Source organism: Caballeronia udeis (assembly GCF_001544555.2).
Taxonomy (GTDB): domain Bacteria; phylum Pseudomonadota; class Gammaproteobacteria; order Burkholderiales; family Burkholderiaceae; genus Caballeronia; species Caballeronia udeis.
In genome coordinates this window covers 1-21,983 of record NZ_FCOK02000104.1, presented here as the reverse complement: position 1 = coordinate 21,983, position 21,983 = coordinate 1, and the positions used below count along the sequence as shown (strand labels likewise).

Annotated in this window: 23 protein-coding genes; 15 read left to right on the top strand and 8 right to left on the bottom strand. The window is 61.1% G+C overall.

Going from position 1 to position 21,983, the window contains the following annotated elements; all coding sequences use genetic code 11:
• Positions 1–159 precede the first annotated feature (159 nt).
• Positions 160–528 (top strand): response regulator, encoded by a 369-nt coding sequence (locus AWB69_RS40945; RefSeq protein WP_063978020.1) that lies wholly within the window; start codon positions 160–162, stop codon positions 526–528.
• 73 nt (positions 529–601) lie between these two features.
• Here the strand turns inward: AWB69_RS40945 and AWB69_RS40940 are convergent, their stop codons facing one another.
• Positions 602–1,315 carry a lysophospholipid acyltransferase family protein gene (locus AWB69_RS40940; RefSeq protein WP_062092468.1) on the bottom strand — a complete coding sequence of 238 codons (714 nt, stop codon included), beginning with the start codon at positions 1,313–1,315 and terminating at the stop codon, positions 602–604.
• 215 nt (positions 1,316–1,530) lie between these two features.
• On the opposite strand from AWB69_RS40940, the gene AWB69_RS46510 reads away from it, so the two are divergent.
• On the top strand, positions 1,531–2,742 hold the full coding sequence (locus tag AWB69_RS46510) for an alpha/beta fold hydrolase (protein WP_082913814.1): 1,212 nt from the start codon (positions 1,531–1,533) through the stop codon (positions 2,740–2,742).
• On the opposite strand, the gene AWB69_RS40925 is transcribed toward AWB69_RS46510, so the two are convergent.
• Both AWB69_RS40925 and AWB69_RS40920 read right to left on the bottom strand, forming a co-directional pair.
• Positions 2,734–3,981 carry an EAL domain-containing protein gene (locus tag AWB69_RS40925; protein WP_062092467.1) on the bottom strand — a complete coding sequence of 416 codons (1,248 nt, stop codon included), beginning with the start codon at positions 3,979–3,981 and terminating at the stop codon, positions 2,734–2,736. The genes AWB69_RS46510 and AWB69_RS40925 overlap by 9 nt on opposite strands.
• Complete coding sequence (locus tag AWB69_RS40920) at positions 3,981–4,205, bottom strand: hypothetical protein (RefSeq protein ID WP_062092466.1); 225 nt, start codon at positions 4,203–4,205, stop codon at positions 3,981–3,983. Before AWB69_RS40920 ends, AWB69_RS40925 begins: the two co-directional genes overlap by 1 nt.
• A 277-nt stretch (positions 4,206–4,482) precedes the next feature.
• On the opposite strand from AWB69_RS40920, the gene AWB69_RS40915 reads away from it, so the two are divergent.
• From AWB69_RS40915 to AWB69_RS40905, 3 genes are all read left to right on the top strand, one after another.
• Positions 4,483–4,905, top strand: coding sequence for a hypothetical protein (locus AWB69_RS40915; protein ID WP_062092465.1), 423 nt, complete (start codon positions 4,483–4,485; stop codon positions 4,903–4,905).
• 726 nt (positions 4,906–5,631) lie between these two features.
• Positions 5,632–6,426, top strand: a complete 795-nt coding sequence (locus AWB69_RS40910; protein ID WP_062092464.1) for an N-acyl amino acid synthase FeeM domain-containing protein — start codon at positions 5,632–5,634, stop codon at positions 6,424–6,426.
• 112 nt (positions 6,427–6,538) lie between these two features.
• Positions 6,539–9,508, top strand: coding sequence for an EAL domain-containing protein (locus tag AWB69_RS40905; protein ID WP_062092463.1), 2,970 nt, complete (start codon positions 6,539–6,541; stop codon positions 9,506–9,508).
• Positions 9,509–10,007: 499 nt separating this feature from the next.
• Here AWB69_RS40905 and AWB69_RS40900 read toward each other — a convergent pair whose 3' ends face one another.
• Entirely contained in the window at positions 10,008–10,217 is a 210-nt protein-coding gene (locus AWB69_RS40900; RefSeq protein ID WP_062092476.1) for a hypothetical protein, read from the bottom strand.
• Positions 10,218–10,641: 424 nt separating this feature from the next.
• Here AWB69_RS40900 and AWB69_RS40895 point away from each other — a divergent pair, with 424 nt between their 5' ends.
• The 4 genes from AWB69_RS40895 to AWB69_RS40880 all read left to right on the top strand — a co-directional run bounded on the left by AWB69_RS40895 (position 10,642) and on the right by AWB69_RS40880 (position 14,654).
• The gene (locus tag AWB69_RS40895) at positions 10,642–11,556 is read left to right on the top strand and encodes a sugar ABC transporter substrate-binding protein (RefSeq protein WP_407923083.1); all 915 of its coding nucleotides are present in this window, start codon (positions 10,642–10,644) and stop codon (positions 11,554–11,556) included.
• Between the two features lie 107 nt (positions 11,557–11,663).
• Positions 11,664–12,650 carry an ABC transporter permease gene (locus tag AWB69_RS40890; RefSeq protein ID WP_062092461.1) on the top strand — a complete coding sequence of 329 codons (987 nt, stop codon included), beginning with the start codon at positions 11,664–11,666 and terminating at the stop codon, positions 12,648–12,650.
• A 12-nt stretch (positions 12,651–12,662) separates the two neighbouring features.
• Positions 12,663–13,445, top strand: a complete 783-nt coding sequence (locus AWB69_RS40885; protein ID WP_062092460.1) for an ATP-binding cassette domain-containing protein — start codon at positions 12,663–12,665, stop codon at positions 13,443–13,445.
• 6 nt (positions 13,446–13,451) lie between these two features.
• Entirely contained in the window at positions 13,452–14,654 is a 1,203-nt protein-coding gene (locus tag AWB69_RS40880) for an ROK family transcriptional regulator (protein WP_062092459.1), read from the top strand.
• A gap of 119 nt (positions 14,655–14,773) precedes the next feature.
• On the opposite strand, the gene AWB69_RS40875 is transcribed toward AWB69_RS40880, so the two are convergent.
• Positions 14,774–15,028, bottom strand: a complete 255-nt coding sequence (locus AWB69_RS40875) for a GlsB/YeaQ/YmgE family stress response membrane protein (protein ID WP_062092458.1) — start codon at positions 15,026–15,028, stop codon at positions 14,774–14,776.
• Positions 15,029–15,298: 270 nt separating this feature from the next.
• On the opposite strand from AWB69_RS40875, the gene AWB69_RS40870 reads away from it, so the two are divergent.
• Entirely contained in the window at positions 15,299–15,796 is a 498-nt protein-coding gene (locus tag AWB69_RS40870) for a hypothetical protein (RefSeq protein WP_062092457.1), read from the top strand.
• A gap of 11 nt (positions 15,797–15,807) precedes the next feature.
• Here the strand turns inward: AWB69_RS40870 and AWB69_RS40865 are convergent, their stop codons facing one another.
• Positions 15,808–16,683, bottom strand: a complete 876-nt coding sequence (locus AWB69_RS40865; protein ID WP_156529155.1) for a lipid A biosynthesis lauroyl acyltransferase — start codon at positions 16,681–16,683, stop codon at positions 15,808–15,810.
• Positions 16,684–17,072: 389 nt separating this feature from the next.
• Here AWB69_RS40865 and AWB69_RS40860 point away from each other — a divergent pair, with 389 nt between their 5' ends.
• Positions 17,073–17,375, top strand: coding sequence for a YciI-like protein (locus AWB69_RS40860; RefSeq protein ID WP_062092456.1), 303 nt, complete (start codon positions 17,073–17,075; stop codon positions 17,373–17,375).
• Between the two features lie 26 nt (positions 17,376–17,401).
• On the opposite strand, the gene AWB69_RS40855 is transcribed toward AWB69_RS40860, so the two are convergent.
• Together AWB69_RS40855 and AWB69_RS40850 are read right to left on the bottom strand one after the other, a co-directional pair.
• Positions 17,402–18,430 (bottom strand): LysR family transcriptional regulator, encoded by a 1,029-nt coding sequence (locus AWB69_RS40855; RefSeq protein ID WP_082913816.1) that lies wholly within the window; start codon positions 18,428–18,430, stop codon positions 17,402–17,404.
• Between the two features lie 147 nt (positions 18,431–18,577).
• Entirely contained in the window at positions 18,578–19,912 is a 1,335-nt protein-coding gene (locus AWB69_RS40850) for a mechanosensitive ion channel family protein (protein WP_063978021.1), read from the bottom strand.
• Positions 19,913–20,072: 160 nt separating this feature from the next.
• Here AWB69_RS40850 and AWB69_RS40845 point away from each other — a divergent pair, with 160 nt between their 5' ends.
• The 4 genes from AWB69_RS40845 to AWB69_RS40830 form a co-directional block, all read left to right on the top strand.
• The gene (locus tag AWB69_RS40845; protein WP_062092455.1) at positions 20,073–20,294 is read left to right on the top strand and encodes a hypothetical protein; all 222 of its coding nucleotides are present in this window, start codon (positions 20,073–20,075) and stop codon (positions 20,292–20,294) included.
• 15 nt (positions 20,295–20,309) lie between these two features.
• Positions 20,310–20,687, top strand: a complete 378-nt coding sequence (gene crcB / locus AWB69_RS40840; protein ID WP_062092454.1) for a fluoride efflux transporter CrcB — start codon at positions 20,310–20,312, stop codon at positions 20,685–20,687.
• 18 nt (positions 20,688–20,705) lie between these two features.
• Positions 20,706–21,176, top strand: a complete 471-nt coding sequence (locus AWB69_RS40835; RefSeq protein ID WP_062092453.1) for a GNAT family N-acetyltransferase — start codon at positions 20,706–20,708, stop codon at positions 21,174–21,176.
• A 121-nt stretch (positions 21,177–21,297) separates the two neighbouring features.
• On the top strand, positions 21,298–21,983 hold a 686-nt coding region (locus AWB69_RS40830), incomplete at its 3' end, for an aromatic amino acid lyase (RefSeq protein ID WP_197500443.1).

Sequence of the window (21,983 nt, the reverse complement as noted above, 5' to 3'; positions counted from 1 at the left end):
AGCACGCTAAACGCGGACCTCACGAGCAGCGCACGAGGGTTGCAAACGACCGTTCTGTAAGCAAGCGCAACAGAATTCGCGTGCAACCAAAGTTCGCTTTGCGCTGTCTGACTCCGCAACTCTTCCATCACCGGGACGCCCATCAAAGCCGCCAGCAAGATGAAAACCGTATTGCTCGTCGACGACGACCCCGCCACCCTCGAAGTCTGGACCCTGTGCATGCAGTCTGCGGACTGCAAGGTGCTGTCCGCATTCGACGGCAACGGCGCGCTTGCATTACTGGGCGAGCACAGCGTGGATATCGTGGTGTCGGACTGGATGATGCCGGGGCTCGGCGGCGCGCTCTTGTGCCAGACGATGAAGACCAACTCGGCCTTCGCGCATATCCCTTTCTTGATGATCTCGGGGCACCCGCACCCGCCGGCTTTCGTTCACTACGACGGCTATTTACAGAAGCCCGTCGAGATGGAAGCGCTGTTGTCGGCGGTGGACCGGCTGTGCGCCGCGAAGCGCCGCCGCCCGTTCTGACTCAACGCACTGCCGCTATTTAGCACGTGTTGCTGCGTGCTGCATGCGTGTTCCATGCCGCTCAGGCTCAAGCTCAGGCGATCCGCGCCAGCTCCTTTTCCATCCGCTCCTGCGCCAGCCGGTTCAACTCCTGCGGCACCACACAATCGGCCGGCAACGGCGCGAGCACGATCACGCGGATATGCCCGGGCTGATCGGGCCAGCCTTTTGCCGGCCAGTATTTACCGGCGTTATGCACAACCGGCACCGCGGGCACCTGCGTGGAACACGCAAGCCTTACGCCGCCCGAAGCCAGCTTGAGCGGGGCATCGTGCGCCACCCGCGTGCCTTCCGGAAAGATCACCACCACATCGCCCAGCGCGAGCTTTTCCGCGCATTCGCGCGTGACGGCCTGATGCGCCTGACGCGGCGAACCGCGATCCAGGCTTACCATATCCAGTCCTTTCAGCACCCAGCCGAAGAACGGGATGCGCTTGAGGTCGCTCTTGAATACGAAGCTGATGCGGCGCGGAAACAGCGCCATGAACGCGAGCGTTTCCCATGTCGACTCATGCCGGCACAGCATGATGAACGGTTCATTGGGCAGGTTCTCCAGCCCTTCTACCGAACACGATACGCCGGTGATCACGCGCATCATCCTGACCATCCCCCGGCACCATTGCTTGGCGAGCCAATAACGGCCGCGGCGGCCTACGAACGGAAACAGAGGCAGAATCAGGATCGACCACACAGTACCGCTGCCAAGCAGGTAGGTCGCGAATAGCCACTTGACGAAGGTTCGATGCATTAAGAAATGGACGGTGGTAAAAGTGGTGCGAAAGGAGTGCAGCGGGTTGCAAAGCGTCCTGGGGCACGGTGACCGGCCCGACGCTCGAGCCCGGCGGCGAAACCCGAAGGATAGCGTGTGCGGCGGCGCGTGTCCCGGATTCAGCCCTGAGGCGCCTCTTACGGCTCGCCCGATGACAATCAGAGAGGCACCGGTCTCTCTTTAACGGAGTTGCAATGACGGACGAAGCAAACAGCGAAGTGAAGAGCGGGTTGACGAATGAGGTATCCGGCCGTCCGGCCGCCGAGCCGGCGCCTGCGTTCGAGGACGGCATGCTGGATGTTGGCGATGGCCACGCCATGTACTGGCGTGCGCAAGGGCCCAAGGACGCCCCCGTGATGCTGATTGTCCACGGCGGTCCCGGCGGCGCGATGAACCTCAAGTGGGGGGATGTCCTCGATGCATCGAAGTGGCGGATGATTTTCTTCGACCAGCGCGGCTGCGGCAAATCCACGCCGTTCGGGAAGCTGGAGCACAACGGCACGAACGATCTTGTCGGCGATATGGAGAAGCTGCGGATCGCGCTCGGAATCGAGAAATGGGCGCTGTTCGGCGGTTCGTGGGGCACGACACTCGCGCTCAGCTACGGCGTGACGCATCCCGAACGCTGCCTCGGTTTTTTGCTGCGCGGGATTTTTCTCGCGCGCAAGGAGGACATCGACTGGTTCCTGTGGGACGTGCAGCGCGTGTTTCCAGACGCACACCGGGCGTTCCTGGATGCGATCGAGACCGCGAGCGGCCAGCGTCCGCGCAATGCCGCCGAGATCCTGGCGCTCACCGGCGCGCCGCTCGCCCGTTTCGATGACGCCGGCATCAAGCTCGCCCGTGCGTGGTCGGGCTTCGAGGCGACGTTATCGGTAGTGAATAAACCCGCGCAGACGAAGAGGGCTGACCCAGCGCGTAAGGACGAATCGAAAGTCGAGGAATCGAAAGTCGAGGAATCGATAGCCGAGGTCCCGGTCGCGGCTGCCCAAACCGATGCCGCGCAAACCACCGCCGCGCTACCCGAAGCGCCCCGGGCTGACGCAACTCAAGCCGGGCAGGGAAGCCCCGAAGCTACGCGTGAAGCCAACGCCGCGGCCATCTCGATGTCGCTGCTGGAGCATCACTACATGGCGCACGAGTTGCCGCCGGAGCCGTTGTTGCCGCGTATTGGCAGGATTGCGCATTTGCCGTGCGTGCTCGTACACGGCCGCTTTGACATGGTGTGCCCGGCAGATCAGGTGCAGGCCCTCGCCGACGTGTGGCCGGGCGCGCAGCTATCCATCGTCGATGCGGCGGGCCACTGGACCTTCGAGCCTGGCAACGTGACTGCGTTGAAAGCGGGCGGCGAGTATCTGGCGCAAGCGTTGGCATCGATGCCAACGCCAACGCCAACGCTAGGCTGAAGGCGGCAGCAACCCGGCCGCGGTTGCTGCAAGGCGCTCCCAGTTGAGATCCGCGCCGAGCACCAGCGGTTCGCCGCGATAATTGATGAAGATGGACAGTGTCACGCAGAGTCCGGTGCCGGTCGCCGATAAATACGGCGTGCTGACTATCAGCCGTTGCGGCTGGGCGAGGGCATCGACGAAATACGACCGGTTGTCCCAGCGGCCGATCGCTGATCTGCCCAGCGGCGCGAGGCGCGCAGCGACGGGCGCCGCACCGGCGCCTTTTATCGCCGGGATCGATTCGCGGCCGCCCTGATCGAGGAAAAAGCAGCTCAAGGTGCACGGCAGCGCCAGCAGATCCTCGCAGGCGTGCTCGGGCAAAACGCCGCCCCACATCCGTTCGGCGGCTTCTGCAAAGCGCGTCCGGTACGGCATCAGCAGCAAGTCCATGGCAAGCTCGCGGGTCTTGCGCGTGTGAGCCAGGGTATCGAAGACAGTTTCTATTTGCTGCGTTGCCGCTTCGTCGGGCGAGTGTCCGGGACCGGGCTGACCAAACAGGAAACCTTGTGCGAAGTCCACGCCCGAGCGCGCCGCCAGCAGCAAATCCTCCTCCGTCTCTATCCCTTCAGCCACCACCAGCATGCCTGCCTCGTGCAGCAAGCTCACCAGCTTCGGCATCACCGACTCGCGCAAGTCCGGCTGATGCGCATGGATGAGGCTGCGATCCAGTTTCGCGATGTCCGGCCGCAAGGTCAGCAATCGATCCAGATTCGAGTGCCCGGCACCGAAGTCGTCGACCGCCACCAGGAAGCCTTGCGACCGGAACGCCTGGGTGGCATGGGCGAACGCGCAGACGTCGCTGCCGCCCGATTCCAGCAACTCGATCACGATTTCTTCCGGCCGCACGCCCGATTCATGCGCAAGGTCGGCGAGTTGGCGCGCATACCCCGGATCGATGAAGCTTGGCGGAGTCACGTTCAGGAAAAGCCAGGTCTGGCTGGGCAGCCATTGAGCGGCGTTGTGCAGGTGGGCTGAATGACTCAGGCGATCGAGCGCACCGGTCGAGTGCTCCACGATCGCTTTCGCGAACAGTTCGAACGGCCCCAGCAGAGCGCCCCCGGGTGCAATGCCGCGCAACAAGGCTTCGTAACCGACCTGGCGCTGGTGGGGCAAGCTGTAGATCGGCTGGAAGTGCGAGCAGAGCAGGATGCCGTCGAACGTGGTCTGCGGGGGAGATTTCCCAAGTGCGCGCCGCATCAGGAAGCTGCTGCCTGGAGAGCCGCGTTACCGGTCAGCGCCGCCACGGCGGCTGGTGCAACACATCCCGCGACGAATCGTGAAAAGGCGCGCAGGATGAGCGGCATGACGAGCGGCATGACGAGCGGCATGAGCCGGGCCGCTTTCCGCTCCGTCGTGCAACGGCGGTGAATTTGCCCGGTCAGATCGGCTGCAAGAACCCGAGCCAAGAACAATTCGAACATTTTGTTGTTTGCGCGTGTGAGTGGGACGGGCTCGGCGACGCATGAGGCCGGACGACATCTTATCGGATCAAATTGCGGCCAGCTTGAGCGTGGCGCCATCATGCCACGCGCTGGCCGGACGCTGGCAGCTTTGATGGGCGGGCGTTTGCGGGGGACGCTAAAAGTCCTGCGGAAGGCCTGCCGGACGGTAAATTTGGGACAGGAATGGTACGATCGCGCCTTGCAAGCCGGCGGGCGATGCTCGTCGAATAGTGAATCAAGTTACGGAGGCGAACCGATGGCCCAACAGAAAACCAATCCCAAGCTGGAGCAGGCGCTGACGCGTGGCGACCTCGCGATTCGCCAGGCCAACTCCGCCCGTGCAACAGCCGTGCTGCGCGCGCTTGGCAAGATGATTGTGGAGGCTTCGGCAACCATTGGCGTGGAAGCGTTTGTCGTGATTCACGACGGCGACAAGATCTACGATCCGGCCGACGGCATGTGGCCGCAACAACTGCTGGTGTCGCTCGATGGCCCGGTGGAAGACGCGGACCCGGACGAACTGCGCACCGTGACCTTGATGGCCGACACCCCGGCAACCGTGTTCCGGTGCGAGTGGCAGCGCGCGGACGGCAAGATCGGCCGTCAAGAAGGGCGCCCGCTCGCCATGGTGGCGTTCATCACCGACGTGGACATTCCCTGGCTCGACGACGAAGACTGAAGCATCGGGCCGCGGCCTGTTCCCTCGACCGCTCATCCAGCGGATGCGCCTCGCATCCGCTGTTCCAATCTCCTTCGTTCGGCAAATCTCGCCGCCAAATCATCCCCAAGTCATCCCCAAGTCATCCCCAAGTCATCCCGCCCAAGGTGGAATTCTCTTCCGATTCCTTACGCGGTATCACCATAAACGCGCAAATCGCATCCGGTTTTCATAAGCAAATTCCATATTGCCATAATGGCTTTTTTACATCGGCCTGTATTCGTCGGTTTAATACTCCCCACTCTCTATAAATGTGTTTTCCCGAGTGACGATCCGGCCGCTGCGCTCGTGCGCTAATCGCCCCGAGCTATAAAGTTGCCGATAGAAAATCCGTTATATATATGCATGAGCACAGAAGCGGTGCAGCGCCTGCGACAGTGCATCGAAAACGTGAATTTGGAAGTTTGTTACCATAAATAATCGCGAAAGAAATCGGCATTCACGCATGGGACGCACGCGTCCTCGCGAGAAATTTTTCATGATACGAAATGCGTAAGGACGATTCGGGTCGGCGAACACGAAAAGCACTGAAAATACAGAATTTTTTGAAGTTTCTATAAAGATTTATCTGGTAGCACGCACCCCATCAATTGGCTTTGGGCGAGACTAAATCTGTCGTGTGTTTCGTTTGCTTGAAGTCAAACGTTCCACGGCATCCTCCTTCTCGCCAAAAATGGGGTAGCACAAATGGAACAGCTCAATCACGCGGATCAAAGCAGCGCTTTTCGTAGTGAACTTATTGAACACGGTGAACGTACCCGGAAGCTTGAGATTGCCGCGGTACAAGCGCTCAAGAAACCCGAGTCCATGCCGTTCACAGTTCGTATCGTGTCGGCAGATCACGATCTTCAGAAAGCGGTAAGGATCCGGCGGGTGGCGTATGGCCGCCATTTGCCGGCTTTTGCGGAGAGAATGACAATCGAAGCGTGTGATCGCGATGCGGGTACGGCGATTTTGCTTGCTGAATCGAAACTCGATGGCGAGCCGCTCGGCACCATGCGTATTCAAACCAACGAATATGCACCGCTCGATGTGCAGGGATCGGTCGAATTGCCGGGCTGGTTAAAAACGGGCCGTCTCGCGGAGGCTACCCGGCTGGGCGTGGCCGGCGGGACGATTGGACGTGTGGTGAAAATGATGCTATTCAAATCCCTGTTCTTATATTGCGAGCAGCACCAGATCGACTGGATGGTAATCACCGCGCGCTCACCGCTCGATCGCGAATATGAAGCCATGTTGTTCGAAGATGTCTTCGGCGATCGGCAATTCATTCCGATGGAGCATGTCGGCAATTTGCCGCATCGGGTTCTGGCCGGCGAAGTGGGCGTTGCGCGCCGGCGCTGGGAGGAGGCGAAGCATCCTTTATTCCAGTTCGTGTTTCAAACGCATCATCCTGATATCGATTTGCGGACGGCAGATTTATCTTTCGAGCGAGAAACGGTAGGATGCCCGGAAGCTCCGCAGGTTGCTTATGGCAGGTAACAAACAATAGCCCGGTCGTACGCTGGCGCGGGATAGCACGAGGCGATGGCGGTTCGAGAGGCTGCCATCGTCCGCGCGGCGTGGGCTCATGCAACCAGGGGAAACACCAGGTATGGCGTCGGTTGCTTTATTTTCGCGATCAAAGTACGCGCGTGCCGGTTCATTCATGGATCGGCTGCTGTACGCCTTCTCCGTTTTCGTTGTTCCGGCGCTGATCGCGGCGGGTACGGTTGCAACCCTCCTGTGGGCACCGCACCAGTTCGAATCGAACGGCGCCGTTCCGCTGGCGCTGCGCGTCGTTAAAGACACCGGCGGCACGCTCGATCCCGCCGGCGCCCTGAAGGCGCTTGAACACCAGGCCAAGGTTGGCCGTTTCAGCACGCAGTTGGCGGAAACGCCCATCTGGTTTTCATTCGACGTTCCCAATATGAGTCAGGAGCAGTCCTCGTACGTGGAACTGCCGTCGCGTCACGCGCAGACTCTTTCCTGCTGGATAGCCTCAACGCTGCAGCCGCTCGGCACGGCGAGCCGGCAGGGCGCCACCAATGAAATTCGCGCCGTCAAGGCGGGTTTCTCCATCGATCTCGGTAATCTCGCGGAATCCGTTCAAGTCGTGTGCCGGGGCACGTTTTCCGGTCCCGCGCAGATCAGCGCGCTCGCCTGGGACGCCCAAAGTCTGCGCACCTCCGCGCTCGATTTTCAGGAAAGCTCAGGCATGATCGGAGGCGGCCTGCTGACGCTCGCCGTCTTCGTGTTCGTCACTGCGCTGATCAACCGCGAGTGGACGTACGTGATTTTCGCCGCGTGGCTGGTCGGCAATCTGCGGCTGTGCGCGAACGCGATGGGCTGGGACATGCAGTGGACCGGCCGCTCGATCCCGCCGGAGTATTTGCAGCCGCTGCGTCAATTCACCTTCGCTGCCTACTATCTGCTGACCGGCGCGCTTTTCAGCCAGTTGTTCCGTCGAGAACTGAAAGTGGTGGGGTACCGCTGGCTGCTTGGAGTTGGCCAATACATCGGCATCGCCCTGCTGGTGTGCTCCGTTGCGCTGCCCTATTCGCGCTTTATCCCGGCGCTCTGGCTGCTGGGTGGGATCGGCATAGGCGTGTTGATCTTTTTGCTCGCCCGGATCGTCTGGCTCGCCCGCTCGCGCACCGTGCTCTGGTACGTCGGGTCGCTCGCGATCGTATTGTTCGCCACGTTCTCCGATGTGCTGGGCGCCGCGTTCAGCATCAAGTCGCTTTCGGGCGGCGTGAGCACCGTCATGGCGGCGTTGTCGTCAAGCATGATGGCCGCCTTCGCGATCGCCGAGCAGATGCGCGCCGAACGCGAGCACCGGCGGCAGGCGCAAACGGAACTGCGCAACACCTATGACGTGACGCCTATCGGTCTCTTCACGCTCGACAGCGCGGGGCACTTCGTGCGCGCGAATCCCGCGTTGCGATCCATGCTCTCGCTGCAGAAGACCGAGTACAAGGTGCGGCACTGGAACGACTACTTCGAATCGGGCGCGTGGGGCGCGTTGCAGGCGCTGGCTACGAAGGGAAGTGAGGGCGAACTGGAAATGGGCGGCGCGGCTTCGCACGGCAACGGCGAGCGGCGTTTCCTGCTGAAAGCGACTCGCTCGAACGGCTGGATCGAAGGTTCGCTGCAGGACGTGACGGAACGCTCGAAGGCCGTCGAACGATTGCGTTTCCTGGCCGAGCACGATCCGCTCACGGGGTCGCTCAACCGGCGCGGCGTGGAAAAGGCCATCGCCGCACAGAGCGAGGAAGGGGCCGCCTGGGCGCTCGCGTACGTGGATCTGGATCGCTTCAAACTCGTCAACGACCTGTTCGGACACCGTGCCGGCGACGAGGTCCTGAAGCAGGTCGCCACGCGCACGCGGGCGTTGTTCTCGGCCGGCTTTCCCTTCGGGCGGATTGGCGGCGACGAGTTTGTCTGCGTGATGAGCGACATGTCGATAGACGAAGCTATCGATTGTTGTCATCACCTGATCAGCGCGCTGAGCGATGCGCCCTATCAGGTCGGCAACCGAGCGTTCCAGGTGAAGGCCTCGGTGGGGCTGGTGGAGTGCTCGCATGGCGTGCGTGTGCAGGACGCGCTCTCGCATGCGGACCGCGCGTGCCGCGAGGCCAAGAAGAGTTCGAACGCGCGGATGGTGACGTATCGCAAGGGAGCGGCCGCGTTCGAGGAGCGTGCAGAAGAATTGAGGCTAGTTGAAACGCTTGGGCGCAATCGATTGCCTCCGGGACTATTCCTCGTCATGCAACCCATCATGTCGCTCACCGCACCCACCGAGTCGCTGAATTTCGAAGTGCTGCTGCGCATGCGTGCGCCAGATGGCGCAACCTTGCCGGCGGGCAAGGTGATAGTGGCGGCGGAGGAGTCCGGCAACATTGCGGCTATCGATAAATGGGTGATCACCACGCTGCTCGAATGGATCGAGAAACATCAGGCATCGCTCAGGAATACGCGGTTCATTTGCGTCAATCTCAGCGGCGGTTCGCTGAATGACGAGCAGTTCATGGAAGACGTCTTTGCCTTGTTTGCGCGCTTCCGGCAATTCGTGCCTTATCTGTGTCTCGAGATTACCGAGAGCGTCGCATTGCATGATCTCGGCAATACGCAGCGGTTTATCGCGCGAGTGCATGAAATGGGCGGCAAGATCGCACTCGACGATTTCGGCGCGGGCTATACATCGTTTAAATACCTCAAGGATCTTTCCGCGGACGCACTCAAGATCGACGGCGAGTTTATCCGGACAATGTGTGCGCATCCGGCTGATATCGCTATTGTGGAAGCTATTGTCGCGCTCGCTCGCAATCTTGGAATGCGCAGCGTGGCCGAGTGGGTCGAGGATGTGGATACGCTGCGCGCGCTGAAGGAAATTGGCGTGGATTACGTACAGGGATATCTTATTGCCAAACCGCAGGAAGCCAGTGCGATTCTTGCCGCTTCATCGGCGGCGAGTTTTGTGAAGGATTTAGACGTGGTCCAGTTTATCGATAGTATTGTCGTGCAGGATAAGAGTCTGGCCTTTACTTTCGATGTGACAGCGGCGAAGGCTGGTTTGCATTAAGAGGGGATGTCGTGGGGGCTTGGTGCCGGGTTGCCAGGTTTCAGGGTTAGCGGTCTGAGTCAATGCCGGGTTGCTGCTTTCAAGGCCTTCGCGCGTTATATGTTGGCTGATTTCTTTATCACTATTAGCCACTGCGCGTGGCGGCGCGTCATTTCTTGGTCCTTAGCGACAAAGAAACGAAGCAAAGAAAACGCTTTTAACCGCACTACCCTAAGTGTCCACAGCGTGCAGTTTCTATTCATAGGTGCCCCAAAAGCACGGTGCTCGCCAGAGCGACGGATGTGTGAACCCCTCCTTCTCGCGAATCCTGACATGAACACGCTTCGCCACCAGTGCTCTCGGGTAACCACCAACGCCTACGGATCAGCACAGCCTCACGCGCATTTGCCGCTTCACTTCCCGCTGGATTAGCAGCGTGGTCTGCGCGGTTGTCGGTTGTTTTCCTGAATTACGGCCCGCCAGATCCCAAATCCCGCCCACCGGCGCGAGCGCGAAACCTTCAGGTCGTTTTCATTCCGTTCAGGATCTTTGTCGCCGCAATGGGAATGCGCGTGTCATCCCATTGCGCCAGCCATTGCACTTCCTTCGTCGTGAAAAAGCCGGGCTGGTTGCGCAACGCAAACTGCAGCGAATCCACAATGTGGTCGCGAATGATCTGGGGCGATTCTTCGTCAGTGACAATAGCGTGAAGGGCTTCGAGTGCGCTCATGGTGCAGGTGACCAGGATGGGAGGTTGGCAAGAATGCTGGTAAACCATAACCCGATAAAAAACCAGAAAACAATTCAATTCATCGCTTTTTTAGCCCTTTTTTCATCCGTCAGTGTTTTTACGTAGACGCGACGCAACAATCACCCCCTGCACTGCCCCGATTGATGTTCCAAGCGGTTTAATCGTTTCAATGTTGCTTTGCAGCAAATGGATTTCGCTTCATTTTCTTGACTTGTCTCCACGGCGCTGCTGTACTAAATAAAGTCAATTGATTTAGTCGGCGAACTCGTTCGGTGCGCTTCCTCTCGAAGCCGCGGGCGAATAAAAACCTTTGGAGCGAGACATGAAAAATCTTCGGCGTGCTGTCGCACGTGCGTCCTTCCTCGGACTTGCAGTGACGGCGCTGGTTGGTTCCGGCGCGGCAATGGCGGCTGATCAGATCTCGATCGGCCTGATCACCAAGACCGATACCAATCCGTTCTTCGTCAAGATGAAACAGGGCGCAGAAGCGGCCGCTGCCAAAGGCGGCGTGAAACTGATCTCGGCAGCCGGCAAGTTCGACGGTGACAACGCAAGCCAGGTGACCGCGGTCGAAAACATGATGACGGCCGGCGTCAAAGCCATCCTCATCACGCCCAGCGACACCAAGGCCATTGTCCCGACGCTCAAGAAGGCCCGCGCAGCAGGCATCCTCGTGATTGCTCTCGACACACCCACCGATCCGCAAGACGCCACCGACGCACTCTTCGCCACCGACAACTTCAAGGCCGGCGTGCTGATCGGCGAATACGCCAAAGCCTCCTTCGCCGGCAAGCCCGCGAAGATCGCCACGCTCGACCTCGCGCCCGGGGTAACGGTCGGCGTGCTGCGTCATAACGGCTTCCTGCAGGGCTTCGGGGTGAAGGAAGGCGACCCGTCGGTCGTGTGCAGCCAGGACACGCGCGGCGACCAGTCGAAAGGCCAGACGGCAATGGAGAACTGCCTGCAGAAGGCACCCGACATCAACCTCGTCTATACGATCAACGAACCGGCCGCGGCCGGCGCATATCGCGCGCTCAAGGCAGCCGGCAAGGACAAGGACGTGATGATCGTGTCCATTGACGGCGGTTGTGAAGGGGTGCGTAACGTGAAGGCCGGCAGCTTTGCCGCCACCTCGCAGCAATACCCGCTGCTGATGGCGCAGGAAGGGGTGCAGGCAGGCATTGAGTACGCGAAGACGGGCAAGAAGGCGACCGGTTACCACGACACCGGCGTCACGCTCATCACCGACAAACCCGTCTCCGGCGTGGACTCCAAGGACACGAAGTTCGGGCTGGACAACTGCTGGGGCAACAAGTAAGCCGTCGCACCGCGTTTGAACCTGCCGCGCGGACCTGAGCCTTCCACTTTTCAGGCCCAAGCCCCGCGCGGCGCTTTTTTTCGATGTTGCTGTCGAGGTCCCGAGTCATGACGCAATCCACCTCTCCCGCGGCCGGCCGCGCGACGTTTTCCGACCGGCTGCCTTCGCTTACCGATATCGGCCCGCTAGTGGCGCTCGTGATCGCATGCGCGTTTTTCATCTGGCAAAGCGACCGGTTCTTATCGATACAAAACCTTTCGCTGATTCTCCAGCAAACCATGGTCGTGGCGGTGATCGCGATCGGCCAGACGTTGATCGTGCTGACCGGCGGCATTGATCTGTCATGCGGCATGGTGATGGCCTTCGGTTCGATCGTGATGACGAAATTCGCCGTCACCATGGGCGTGCCACCCGTGCTCGCAATCATCTGCGGCGTGGCCGCCAGCACTTTGTTCGGATTACTGAACGGTGCGCTTATCACGAAGATCAAGCTGCCGGCGTTCATCGTCACGCTGGGGACGCTCAACATAGCGTTCGCGCTCACGCAGGTGTACTCGAATGCCGAGAGCATCTCGAACCTGCCCGACGCCATGATGTTCTTCGGCAACACCTTTCATCTTGGCGGCGCGGAGGTCACGTATGGCACCGTGCTGACCCTGCTGATGTACCTCGTGGTGTGGTTTGTCCTGCGCGATACCGTGCCCGGCCGCCATCTCTACGCGCTCGGCAATAACGCGGAAGCAGCACGGCTGATGGGACTTTCGTCCCAAAAGATCCTGATCACCGTCTACACGCTTGCGGGCTTTTTCTACGGCATCGCGGCGTTGTTGTCGGTGGCGCGAACCGGCGTGGGCGATCCTCAGGCGGGCCAGACCGAGAACCTGGACAGCATCACGGCCGTCGTACTCGGTGGCACCAGTCTCTTTGGCGGACGCGGCACGATTGTCGGGACCTTGCTGGGCGCGTTGATTGTCGGTGTGTTTCGAAACGGCCTGACGCTGATCGGCGTGTCGTCGGTTTATCAGATTCTGATCACCGGCATTTTGGTGATTCTCGCGGTCGCCGCAGACAAACTTGCGCGTCCCCGCGCCTGAGGAGCCAAGCTCATGAACGACACAATCAAACCCGTTCTGGAAGCCCGCGGCGTCATCAAGCGGTACGGCTCCGTCACCGCGCTGGATGGCGTCGATTTCGAACTGTTGCCCGGCGAGATCCTGGCGGTCATTGGAGACAACGGCGCCGGCAAGTCGTCGCTGATCAAGGCGTTGTCCGGTGCGCTCGTGCCTGATGAAGGCGAGATCCTGCTGGATGGAAAACCCGTGCATTTTCGCAGTCCGCTCGATGCGCGCTCGCAAGGGATTGAAACCGTCTACCAGGACCTGGCGGTCGCCCCCGCCATGAGCATCGCGGAAAACCTGTTTCTCGGGCGCGAGCTGCGGCGTCCCGGCATTCTCGGCTCCCTGTTCATGATGATCGACAAGCGGCGCATGTTGCAGGAAGCCATCGCGCATATGGAAGGGTTGCAGATCGGGATCCGCTCGATGAAGCAGGCCGTCGAAACACTTTCCGGCGGCCAGCGCCAGGGCGTGGCGGTGGCGCGCAGCGCAGCGTTCGCGCGGCATGTGGTGATCCTCGACGAACCGACGGCCGCGCTCGGCGTGAAGGAATCGAACATGGTGCTGGAGTTGATCCGGCGCGTGCGCGATCGCGGTTTGCCCGTGATCCTGATCAGCCACAACATGCCGCATGTGTTCGAGATCGCCGACCGCATTCATATCCAGCGGCTGGGGCGGCGCGCGGCGCTCGTCAACACGAAAGATATTCATATGTCGGAAGCCGTGGCCATCATGACCGGTGCGAAGCAGGCCGACGTGCAGGCCATCGCCTGATCCCCTATGACGTCTTCAACGTCGTCAAGCACGACAACGCCGAAGCCGGCCGGCATGCGGCAGATGAACGAGCGCATCGTGCTGCAGGCGGTGCGTGTCCACGGGCCGCTACCCAAGTCCGAGATCGCGCGCCTGACGCACCTGAGCACGCAGACCACGTCGCTGATCGTGGATCGTCTGATAGATGACGGCTTGCTCGCGCGGGAAGCCAGGACGCGTGTGCAGGGCCGCATGGGGCAGCCGTCGGTACCCATCTCGCTGCGCGCGGACGGGGCGTTTTCCATCGGCGTGAAGGTGGGGCGCCGCAGTCTCGACGTGCTGACCATGGATTTTGCGGGCCAGGTGCACGCGCGTGATGTGATCGAGTATGCGTATCCCGATCCGCGGACGGTGTTCGCTTTGCTTAGCGGAAAGATCGACCAGATGATGGCCGCGCTGGGCAAAAACGCTGCGAAGGTGGTCGGTATCGGCGTGGCGGCGCCGTTGTGGCTGGGCGGCTGGCGCAATTTCTTCGATACCCCGCCGGATGTCTTCGCCGCATGGAACGAGATCGATATCAGCGCGCGGGTCCAGGCGTTGACCACGTTACCGGTGGAGTTCGCGAAGGACACGACTGCCGCCTGCGCCGCTGAATTGCTGATGGGGCAAGGGCGCGGATTGGGCGATTTTCTCTACGTGTTTATCGGCACGTTCATTGGCGGCGGCCTGGTCATCGATGGACGGCTGCACGCCGGGCCCAAGGGGAATGCCGGTGCTATCGGGTCGTTCCCGCTGATGAGCGAAGGCACGCCGCAGTTGCTTAACGTGGCGTCAATCTATGTGCTGGAGAAGCGCTTCACCGATGCCGGTTTTCCCGCCGCCGCCGCTCACGATCAACGAGCGCTGTCGGCGCAGTTGTGGCCCCTGTGCGAGGCTTGGCTCGATGCCGCTTGCCCGGCGCTTGCCGCGGCCATTGCAACGGCGGCGGCACTGGTCGACGTCGATGCGATCGTGATCGATGGGGAACTGGATCGCCAGTTATTGCGGGAGGTATTGACCCGGACCAATACCGCGCTCGATGCCTTCGACTGGCAGGGGATGGTGCGGCCCAGGCTGGTGGAAGGCGAGATTGGCGCCGATGCCCGGGCAATGGGCGGCGCAATCCTTCCGCTGTACGCGCACTTCGCGCCCCGGCATGTGCTGTTCCTGAAGTCGGGGTTGAATGCGTGATTGGCGTCTGACCTCCGGGGAACAAAATAAAAAGGGCTGTTCCAACGAAGCCTGGAACAGCCCTTTGCCTGACCCGAGCGCTCAGACGCAATTCGGGTCTCACGTGTATCAGGTCCGGCTTAGGTCCGGCGGCGCGCGACCAGTCCCCAAACGAACAGCAGGACAATGGCGCCGACCACCGAGGCAATCCACCCCGCAGCTTGCCCTTCGTGATACCAGCCGAGCGCACGGCCGACATAACCTGCGACCAGCGAGCCGGCAATGCCAAGCAGGATCGTCATGATCCAGCCCATGCTGTCGTCGCCCGGCTTGATCATTCGCGCAATCAGGCCAATGATGCCGCCGACAATAATGGTACCGATAAGTGAAAGCATTGATTCCTCCATGGTGTTGGCGAAATGCCGTTGGCGAAACGCCCGGATAACCGGATATCCGGGCGCACGCCGGCGCACCTATGCGTGCAACACGCCTGCAACAAAAGCAGCAGGCGGCATGCAATGTGCCCGTCGAGTAGACCGATCGGCCAGCGTGTGGGCATTTTCGACGATGCCGCCCCTCCTTGCAGGTTAAAATTCGTCGCTTATGCACGGTGCAACACTCTCGTGCTCCCACAGTGTTTCATGCAACTCGAGTTTCTTATTTCCATGACCGATTCAGCCCCCGATCCCCATACCGACGAAGACACCACGCTCTATGAAGACCGCCTCTGGCGCGACGACGGCTGGACCGCGCGGGTGATCAAGAACGAGGATGACGACGGCTGGGCGGTCGAGATGATCAAGGACGGCGAAGCCGAACCGGCGCTCACCGGCCCCTGGACCATGGGACGTGACAAGAAGAACCCCAAGCCGCTCGATCCAAACGCGTTCCGCACGCTGGTCAAGACGGCGTCCGAAGTATTGCGCCGGCATGAGCAACAGCGCCATGCAATGCTTCACAAGGATTTTACGGTTCGCGCGGACGGCGAGGATGTGACGGTGTCGCTTGATATCGTCCCTGATGAGGACGATCCCTACGCGGACCTGAAGGCGCTCGACTCGTTCGGCGCGCTGCTTGCCCACGTGCGGGTGTCCGCGGGATTCAAGCTCAGCAAGACCAGCGCGCAGGCCTGGGTGGACAACGACTTCCGCAAGCCCGACTGATCAGGACAGGTTCAATACACGCTGGCTACGCCTTCCGGCCGGTGTTTGAAGCGGCGATGCACCCAGTAGTATTGTTCCGGAAAACGCACTATTTGCGATTCCAGGAATTCGTTCATCCGGCGGGCGTCGGTTTCGTCGCTTTCCGAGGGAAAGTCGGCGAGCGGCTCGAAGATCGTCATCTTGTAGCCCTTGTAGTCGGGCAGCACTTCGGTCACGAACGGCACCACGCGCGCGCCTCCAAGCCGCGCAAGCCGCGACACCGACGTGAGTGTGCAGGCCGGTACGCCGAAAAACGGCACGAATACCGAGTTTTCAATGCCGTGGTCCATGTCGGCGGCCAGCATCACCGAACCGCCCTTGCGGAGCAGCTTCAGGATGCGGCGGGCGCTGTCGGCGCGCATCACCATGTCGGCGCCGAAACGGCCGCGTTGTTCGACGGCGAGCGTGTTGAGCCGTTTGCTGGACATCGGCGTATAAAGCGCGGTGATGGGCAGCTTCATGGAGTACAGCATGCAGCCCACTTCAATGGCGACAAAGTGGAAACCCATGAAAATGGTGGGCGGTGAGTTTTCGTCGTCGAGATCGATACGGCTTTCAAGCTGCACGAGTTTTTCGATAGCGCGGGCCGAACCGAACCACTGCACGCCGCGCTCCACATAACTGCGCACGACGTGACGAAAATGCGAACGTCCGAGCAATTCGTATTCGGCGTCGGTCTTGCCGGGAAAGCACAATTGCAGATTCACTTGCACAATATGTTTTCGACGGCTGGGAATGCAATAAAGCAGCGCGCCAAGGCCGCTGCCGAACCGTGCGACCAGGCCGTAGGGCAGGTGAGCGAGCGCGCGGAGCAGCACCACGACGAGCGCGAAACCGATGTTGTTCAAACTTGCCCCTTGAACAGGCGGCGAAATGCGTATGACGAGCGCCGGGTGAATTTAAACTTCAACGATTGGCGTACGGCCGGATGTTGAAGAGGAGTAACGGCGAAAACCCAAGCTCGGCGAGAGTGATTAACCCTTCAGCCGGGGATCCCGGAGGCGAAAAAGCCGCGGGACAGGCCCGTTTGGGCGAGCATCCGACGCCGCTGGAATCCTGGGCGTCACGAACAATTCGCCAACTTGAGGCAAGGTCAAAGTCGAAAGTGTCGCAATGATCGCACACACGGCCTCCGGCATACAGTTTAGGCGTGATACCAGGTCTTACAGCGTGTTTTACATAGGGCACGATCGTTCAATTGCGACGCGCAGTACTGCCTGTAACAGGAGACAAACTCATGCACTTTCTATTGATCTATGAACTGAGCGCCGATTATCTCGAACGCCGGACGGCGTTCCGTGACCGCCATCTGACGGTGGCGTGGGCATCGGCTGCGCGTGGGGAATTGTTGCTGGGCGGGGCGCTGGAGGCGCCCGTCGACCGGGCGATGCTGCTGTTCGAGGCGGATTCGCCCGCGGTGCCGGAGGCATTCGCGCGGGCCGATCCGTATGTGACCGAGGGGCTGGTCACGCGCTGGGAGGTGCGCAAGTGGAATACGGTGGCCGGCGAGGGGGCGGCTCAGCCGGTCAGGCCGGCGTGAGCGCCTGGGTAGAAGTCATGCCTGCGTCATGACTCGCTGGCGGTTTCTTCGTGCGCGTCCTCGTCGCGGGCTGCAGGTGTGGGCGCCGCGGCCCTCGCGGGAGCGGCAACCGGGCGGCGAGCCGTCCGGAACAGGCGTGTGAGCGTATCGTCCATTTCCTGCGAACGCTCGAACAATTCCGCCAGCCAGTCCACGAACGCGCTGACCCTCGGCGCGGCTTGCCGGCTCTTGACGAAGGCCACCGACACATTCATGGGCATCGACTTCCATTGCGGCAGCACCTCGCGCAGTTGCCCGGAACGCAGGTAGGGCAATGCGGCAATGCGCGGCGGCTGAATCAGCCCGAGCCCTTGCAGGCCGCACGCGAGATAGGCGTGTTCGTCGGTGACCTGAACAAAACCTGCCATTTTCACGGCCACCGCTTCGCCATCCACTTCGAAGTCGAAATCACACGGCCGGCCGGTGCGGTCCGACACGCAGTTCACCGCGATGTGCTGCGCGAGTTCGTCGAGCGTCTTCGGCGTGCCGTGCGCTTCCAGGTACGCGGGCGTGGCGCAAGTCACGTGCTCAAAGCTGCCGAGCCGCCGTGCAATCAGCCCGGAATCCGGCAATTCGCCAAGCTGCACGCTGCAATCCACGCCTTCGCCAACCAGATCGACGGCGCGGTTGCAGATGCCGATCGACAACTCGATATGCGGATAACGCGCGTGGAAATCAGGCAGCGCGGGTACGACCAGCGCGGTGGCGACCGTGTCGGGCATCTCGATGCGCAGACGGCCGCGCAGACGCTCTTCGCGGCCGACAAAGCCCGCTTCCAGATCGTCGATATCCGCGAGAATACGCACGCAGCGCTCGTAGCACTCGGCCCCTTCGGCCGTGAGATTGAGACGCCGCGTAGTGCGCGCGAGCAGTTGCACGCCGAGCAGCGCCTCGAGTTGCTGAATGGTCGTCGACACGCTTGCACGGGGCATGCCGAGGGATTCGGCGGCGCGTGAGAAGCTATTGGTATCGACGACACGGATGAAAACACGCATAGCATGAACGCGATCGGTCACGGGAGTTTTCCTGTAGAAGCGATAAATGCGATGACCGGCGAGCACCTTCAGGTGATGCAGAAGGAATGCCGGCAAGGTTCACACTTTAGGCATCGGGAAGCATCGCGTGAATACATAAAAATCGCTGATTCTTGCCTGCTTCTCCAGTTAGACCGTGGGCAACTCGCCGCGCAAACGGCCGCTGTCCGTACCGCCAATGGCGCTTCTGCTTCCGGCACTGCCTGCGCCACTTCCAATCATCAGCCCGCTGACCAGTCCGCTCATGTCCGTGCCCGACGGCGCCTGATATAAGCGCAGGCCCATCTCCGGCAGGATCGACAGCAGATGGTCGAACACATCGCCCTGAATGCGTTCGTATTGTGTCCATGCAGTGACGGCGGTGAAACAATAGACCTCGACGGGAATGCCTTCGGACTGCGGTTCCATCATGCGCACCATCATCGACATGTCCTGCCTGATCTCCGGATGCCGCTGCAGATACGCGAGCCCATATGCGCGGAAGGTGCCGATATTCGTCAGCCGCCGCCGATTGGCGGGCTCGCTCGCCAGCTCACCGAGGTTCTTGTTCGCCTGGTCGACTTCGAGTTGTTTCTCTTCCAGATAGTCGTGCAGCAAGCGGAATTGTTTGAGGCGCGCGGTTTCTTCATCGGTGAGAAAACGCACGCATGTGGCATCTATTCGCAGCGTGCGTTTGATACGCCGCCCGCCCGATTCAAACATCTGCCTATAGTTTCTATAACTCTCCGAAAAGAGCTTGTACGTGGGTACGGTGGTCACCGTGTTGTCCCAGTTCTGCACCTTCACGGTATGCAGCGCAATGTCCTTCACGAAACCATCGGCATTGGATTGCGGCATCTCGATCCAGTCGCCTATGCGCAGCATGTCGTTCGATGTGAGCTGCGTGCTTGCCACCAGCGACAACAGCGTGTCCTTGAACACGAGCAGCAGCACCGCGGACAACGCGCCGAGGCCCGACAGCATCCAGAGCGGAGAGCGGTCGATCACGATCGACAACACCAGCACGCCGCATATCAGCGCGAGCGCGAGCTTGCCGATCTGGATGTAGCCCTTGATGGAGCGTGTCTGCGCCTCCATGCTTGCCGCGTACACGTCTTGCCATGCGCTGAGCGCGCCGCCCAGGGCGAAGAAGACGCAGACCCATGCGCCGGCGTGCGCAAGCCGTTCGATCACGTCCGCCACGTGACCGATGTGCGGCACCTCGCCCACGCCGATCGCTACTGCCGCGAACGGCACGGCGTACCAAAGCTGGTGATACGCGCGATGCCGGGCGAGCGCCTTGTCCCACGCTTCGCGTTCAGTCAGCACGAGCAGGCGGTGCGCCAGATACAGCACGATGCGCGCGACGACCCACTGCGCGAACAGCGCCGACAGCACGAGCGTGAGCACGCCGAGCGCGAACTGCGCCCAATGCTGCGTGGGATAGTGTTGCTGCAAGCTGTCCAGGATGGTGTCTAGATTCATGCGGGCTGTGTGGACCATAAAAAGGCGAACGAAGTGCGACCCGTATTGTGCATGAAAGGCGCCTTGGCACTTTCATCCTTTCTCGCATTCTGTATGGGGTTCCTGCTGCGCTCCATTATGATTACGCCCTTGTGTATCCCCGCGCGCGAGCGCAACGCCCATGCGAACCGTCAAGCTGGAACATAACGACGACACTGTCCTCGATCCCACCGACCCTCAACTGGTCAAACGCGGCTCCTTGCTGCTGGACGGCCATGAATGCGGCGAGTGGGAACAGCGGCGCGACGGCACCTGGATCGCGCGGCTTTCGGTCTCCGGCGAGACAATTATCGCCGCCAGCCGTGACGACCTCATCGAGCGCCTTGCGTTCGCCTCTCCCTGATCTTCTCCTTCGCTCATGTACCTGTCGATCCTGGCTGTAGGTATTGGCGGCGCGCTCGGTTCCCTGTTTCGATGGGTGCTCGGCCTGCGCCTGAACGCGTTGTTCCCCAATCTCCCGCTCGGGACGCTGGCGGCGAACGTCATCGCAGGCTATGTGATCGGCGTGGCGGTGGCGTGGTTCGCGCGTTTCCCCGGGGTATCGATGGAATGGCGGCTCTTCGTCATCACCGGCTTGATGGGCGGCCTGTCCACCTTCTCGACGTTCTCGGCCGAAGTCGTCGCGCATCTGCAGCAAGGGCGCTACGGCTGGGCCGCGGGCGAAATCGCGATTCACGTGACGGCGTCGGTCGTGATGACCATCCTGGGTATCGCGACGGTTTCGCTTGCGCGTTGAGAACGCGTGTATTCATCGATGCAACCTGTCATCCGGCGTTATGAAGCCGCCGATCTGGACGCGGTCATGAGTGTGTTCCTGCGCTCGGTGCGCGACGTGGCGTCGCGTGATTACGATGCGGGGCAGATCGCGTCATGGGCGCAAGCGGACCGGGATGTCTGGGCGCGCCGCCGGCTTGACCGGCCCACATGGGTCGCGTTGATCGACGATGTCATTGCGGGGTTCACCGATCTCGAAAGCAACGGGCACATCGACATGTTGTTCGTCGATCCGGCCTGCCTGCGCAGGGGCGTGGCGAGCGCACTGCTTGATACGGTCGAAAACGCGGCCCGTGCGCAGCGGCTGGCGATCCTCCACACCGACGCAAGCATCACCGCGCGGCCGTTTTTTGAAACGCGCGGTTTTCAGGTCATCCGCTCGCAAGCGGTGGTGCTGCGGGGCCAGCGGCTGACTAACTTCCGGATGGAGAAACGGTTACGCGCTGTATAGACAACTGGCCGGAAAAACCACCGGATCGGTCCCTGAAAATGCGAATTAGGTGTTTTCAGGCCTTGTTTTGGGGCATTTGTTTGTTTAGACTGGGCCGCAACTTGTATAGACAGGACTTGCGATGATCAAATTGACCCCCGGCCACCTCACGCTGGCACACCTGCGCCGGATCGCCCGCGGCTCGGACGCACTGACACTCGATCCGGCCAGCTTCGCTGCCATCGACGCCTCCGCGAAAACTGTTGCCGACATCGCCGCCAAGGGCGAGCCGGCCTACGGCATCAACACGGGTTTCGGCCGGCTGGCGAGCACCCATATTCCCGCCGATCAGCTGGAACTGTTGCAGCGCAACCTGGTGTTGTCGCATGCGGTGGGCGTCGGTGAGCCCATGTCGCGACCGGTCGTGCGTTTACTGATTGCGTTGAAGGTGTCGAGTTTGGGGCGCGGGCATTCGGGCATCCGCCGCGAGGTCATCAACGCGCTGATCACGCTGTTCAACGCCGATGTCCTGCCCGTTATTCCGGTCAAGGGATCGGTGGGGGCATCGGGCGATCTGGCGCCGCTGGCGCATATGTCGACGGCGCTGCTCGGAATCGGCGAAGTCACCATCCGCGGCGAGCGCGCGAGTGCGCTGGACGGGCTGCGCGTGGCCGGCCTCGAACCGATGACGCTGCAGGCTAAGGAAGGTCTCGCACTGCTCAACGGCACGCAGGCTTCCACGGCGCTCGCGTTGTACAACATGTTCGCGATCGAAGACCTGTACCGCACGGGGTTGGTGTCGGGCGCGCTGTCGGTGGATGCGGCGAT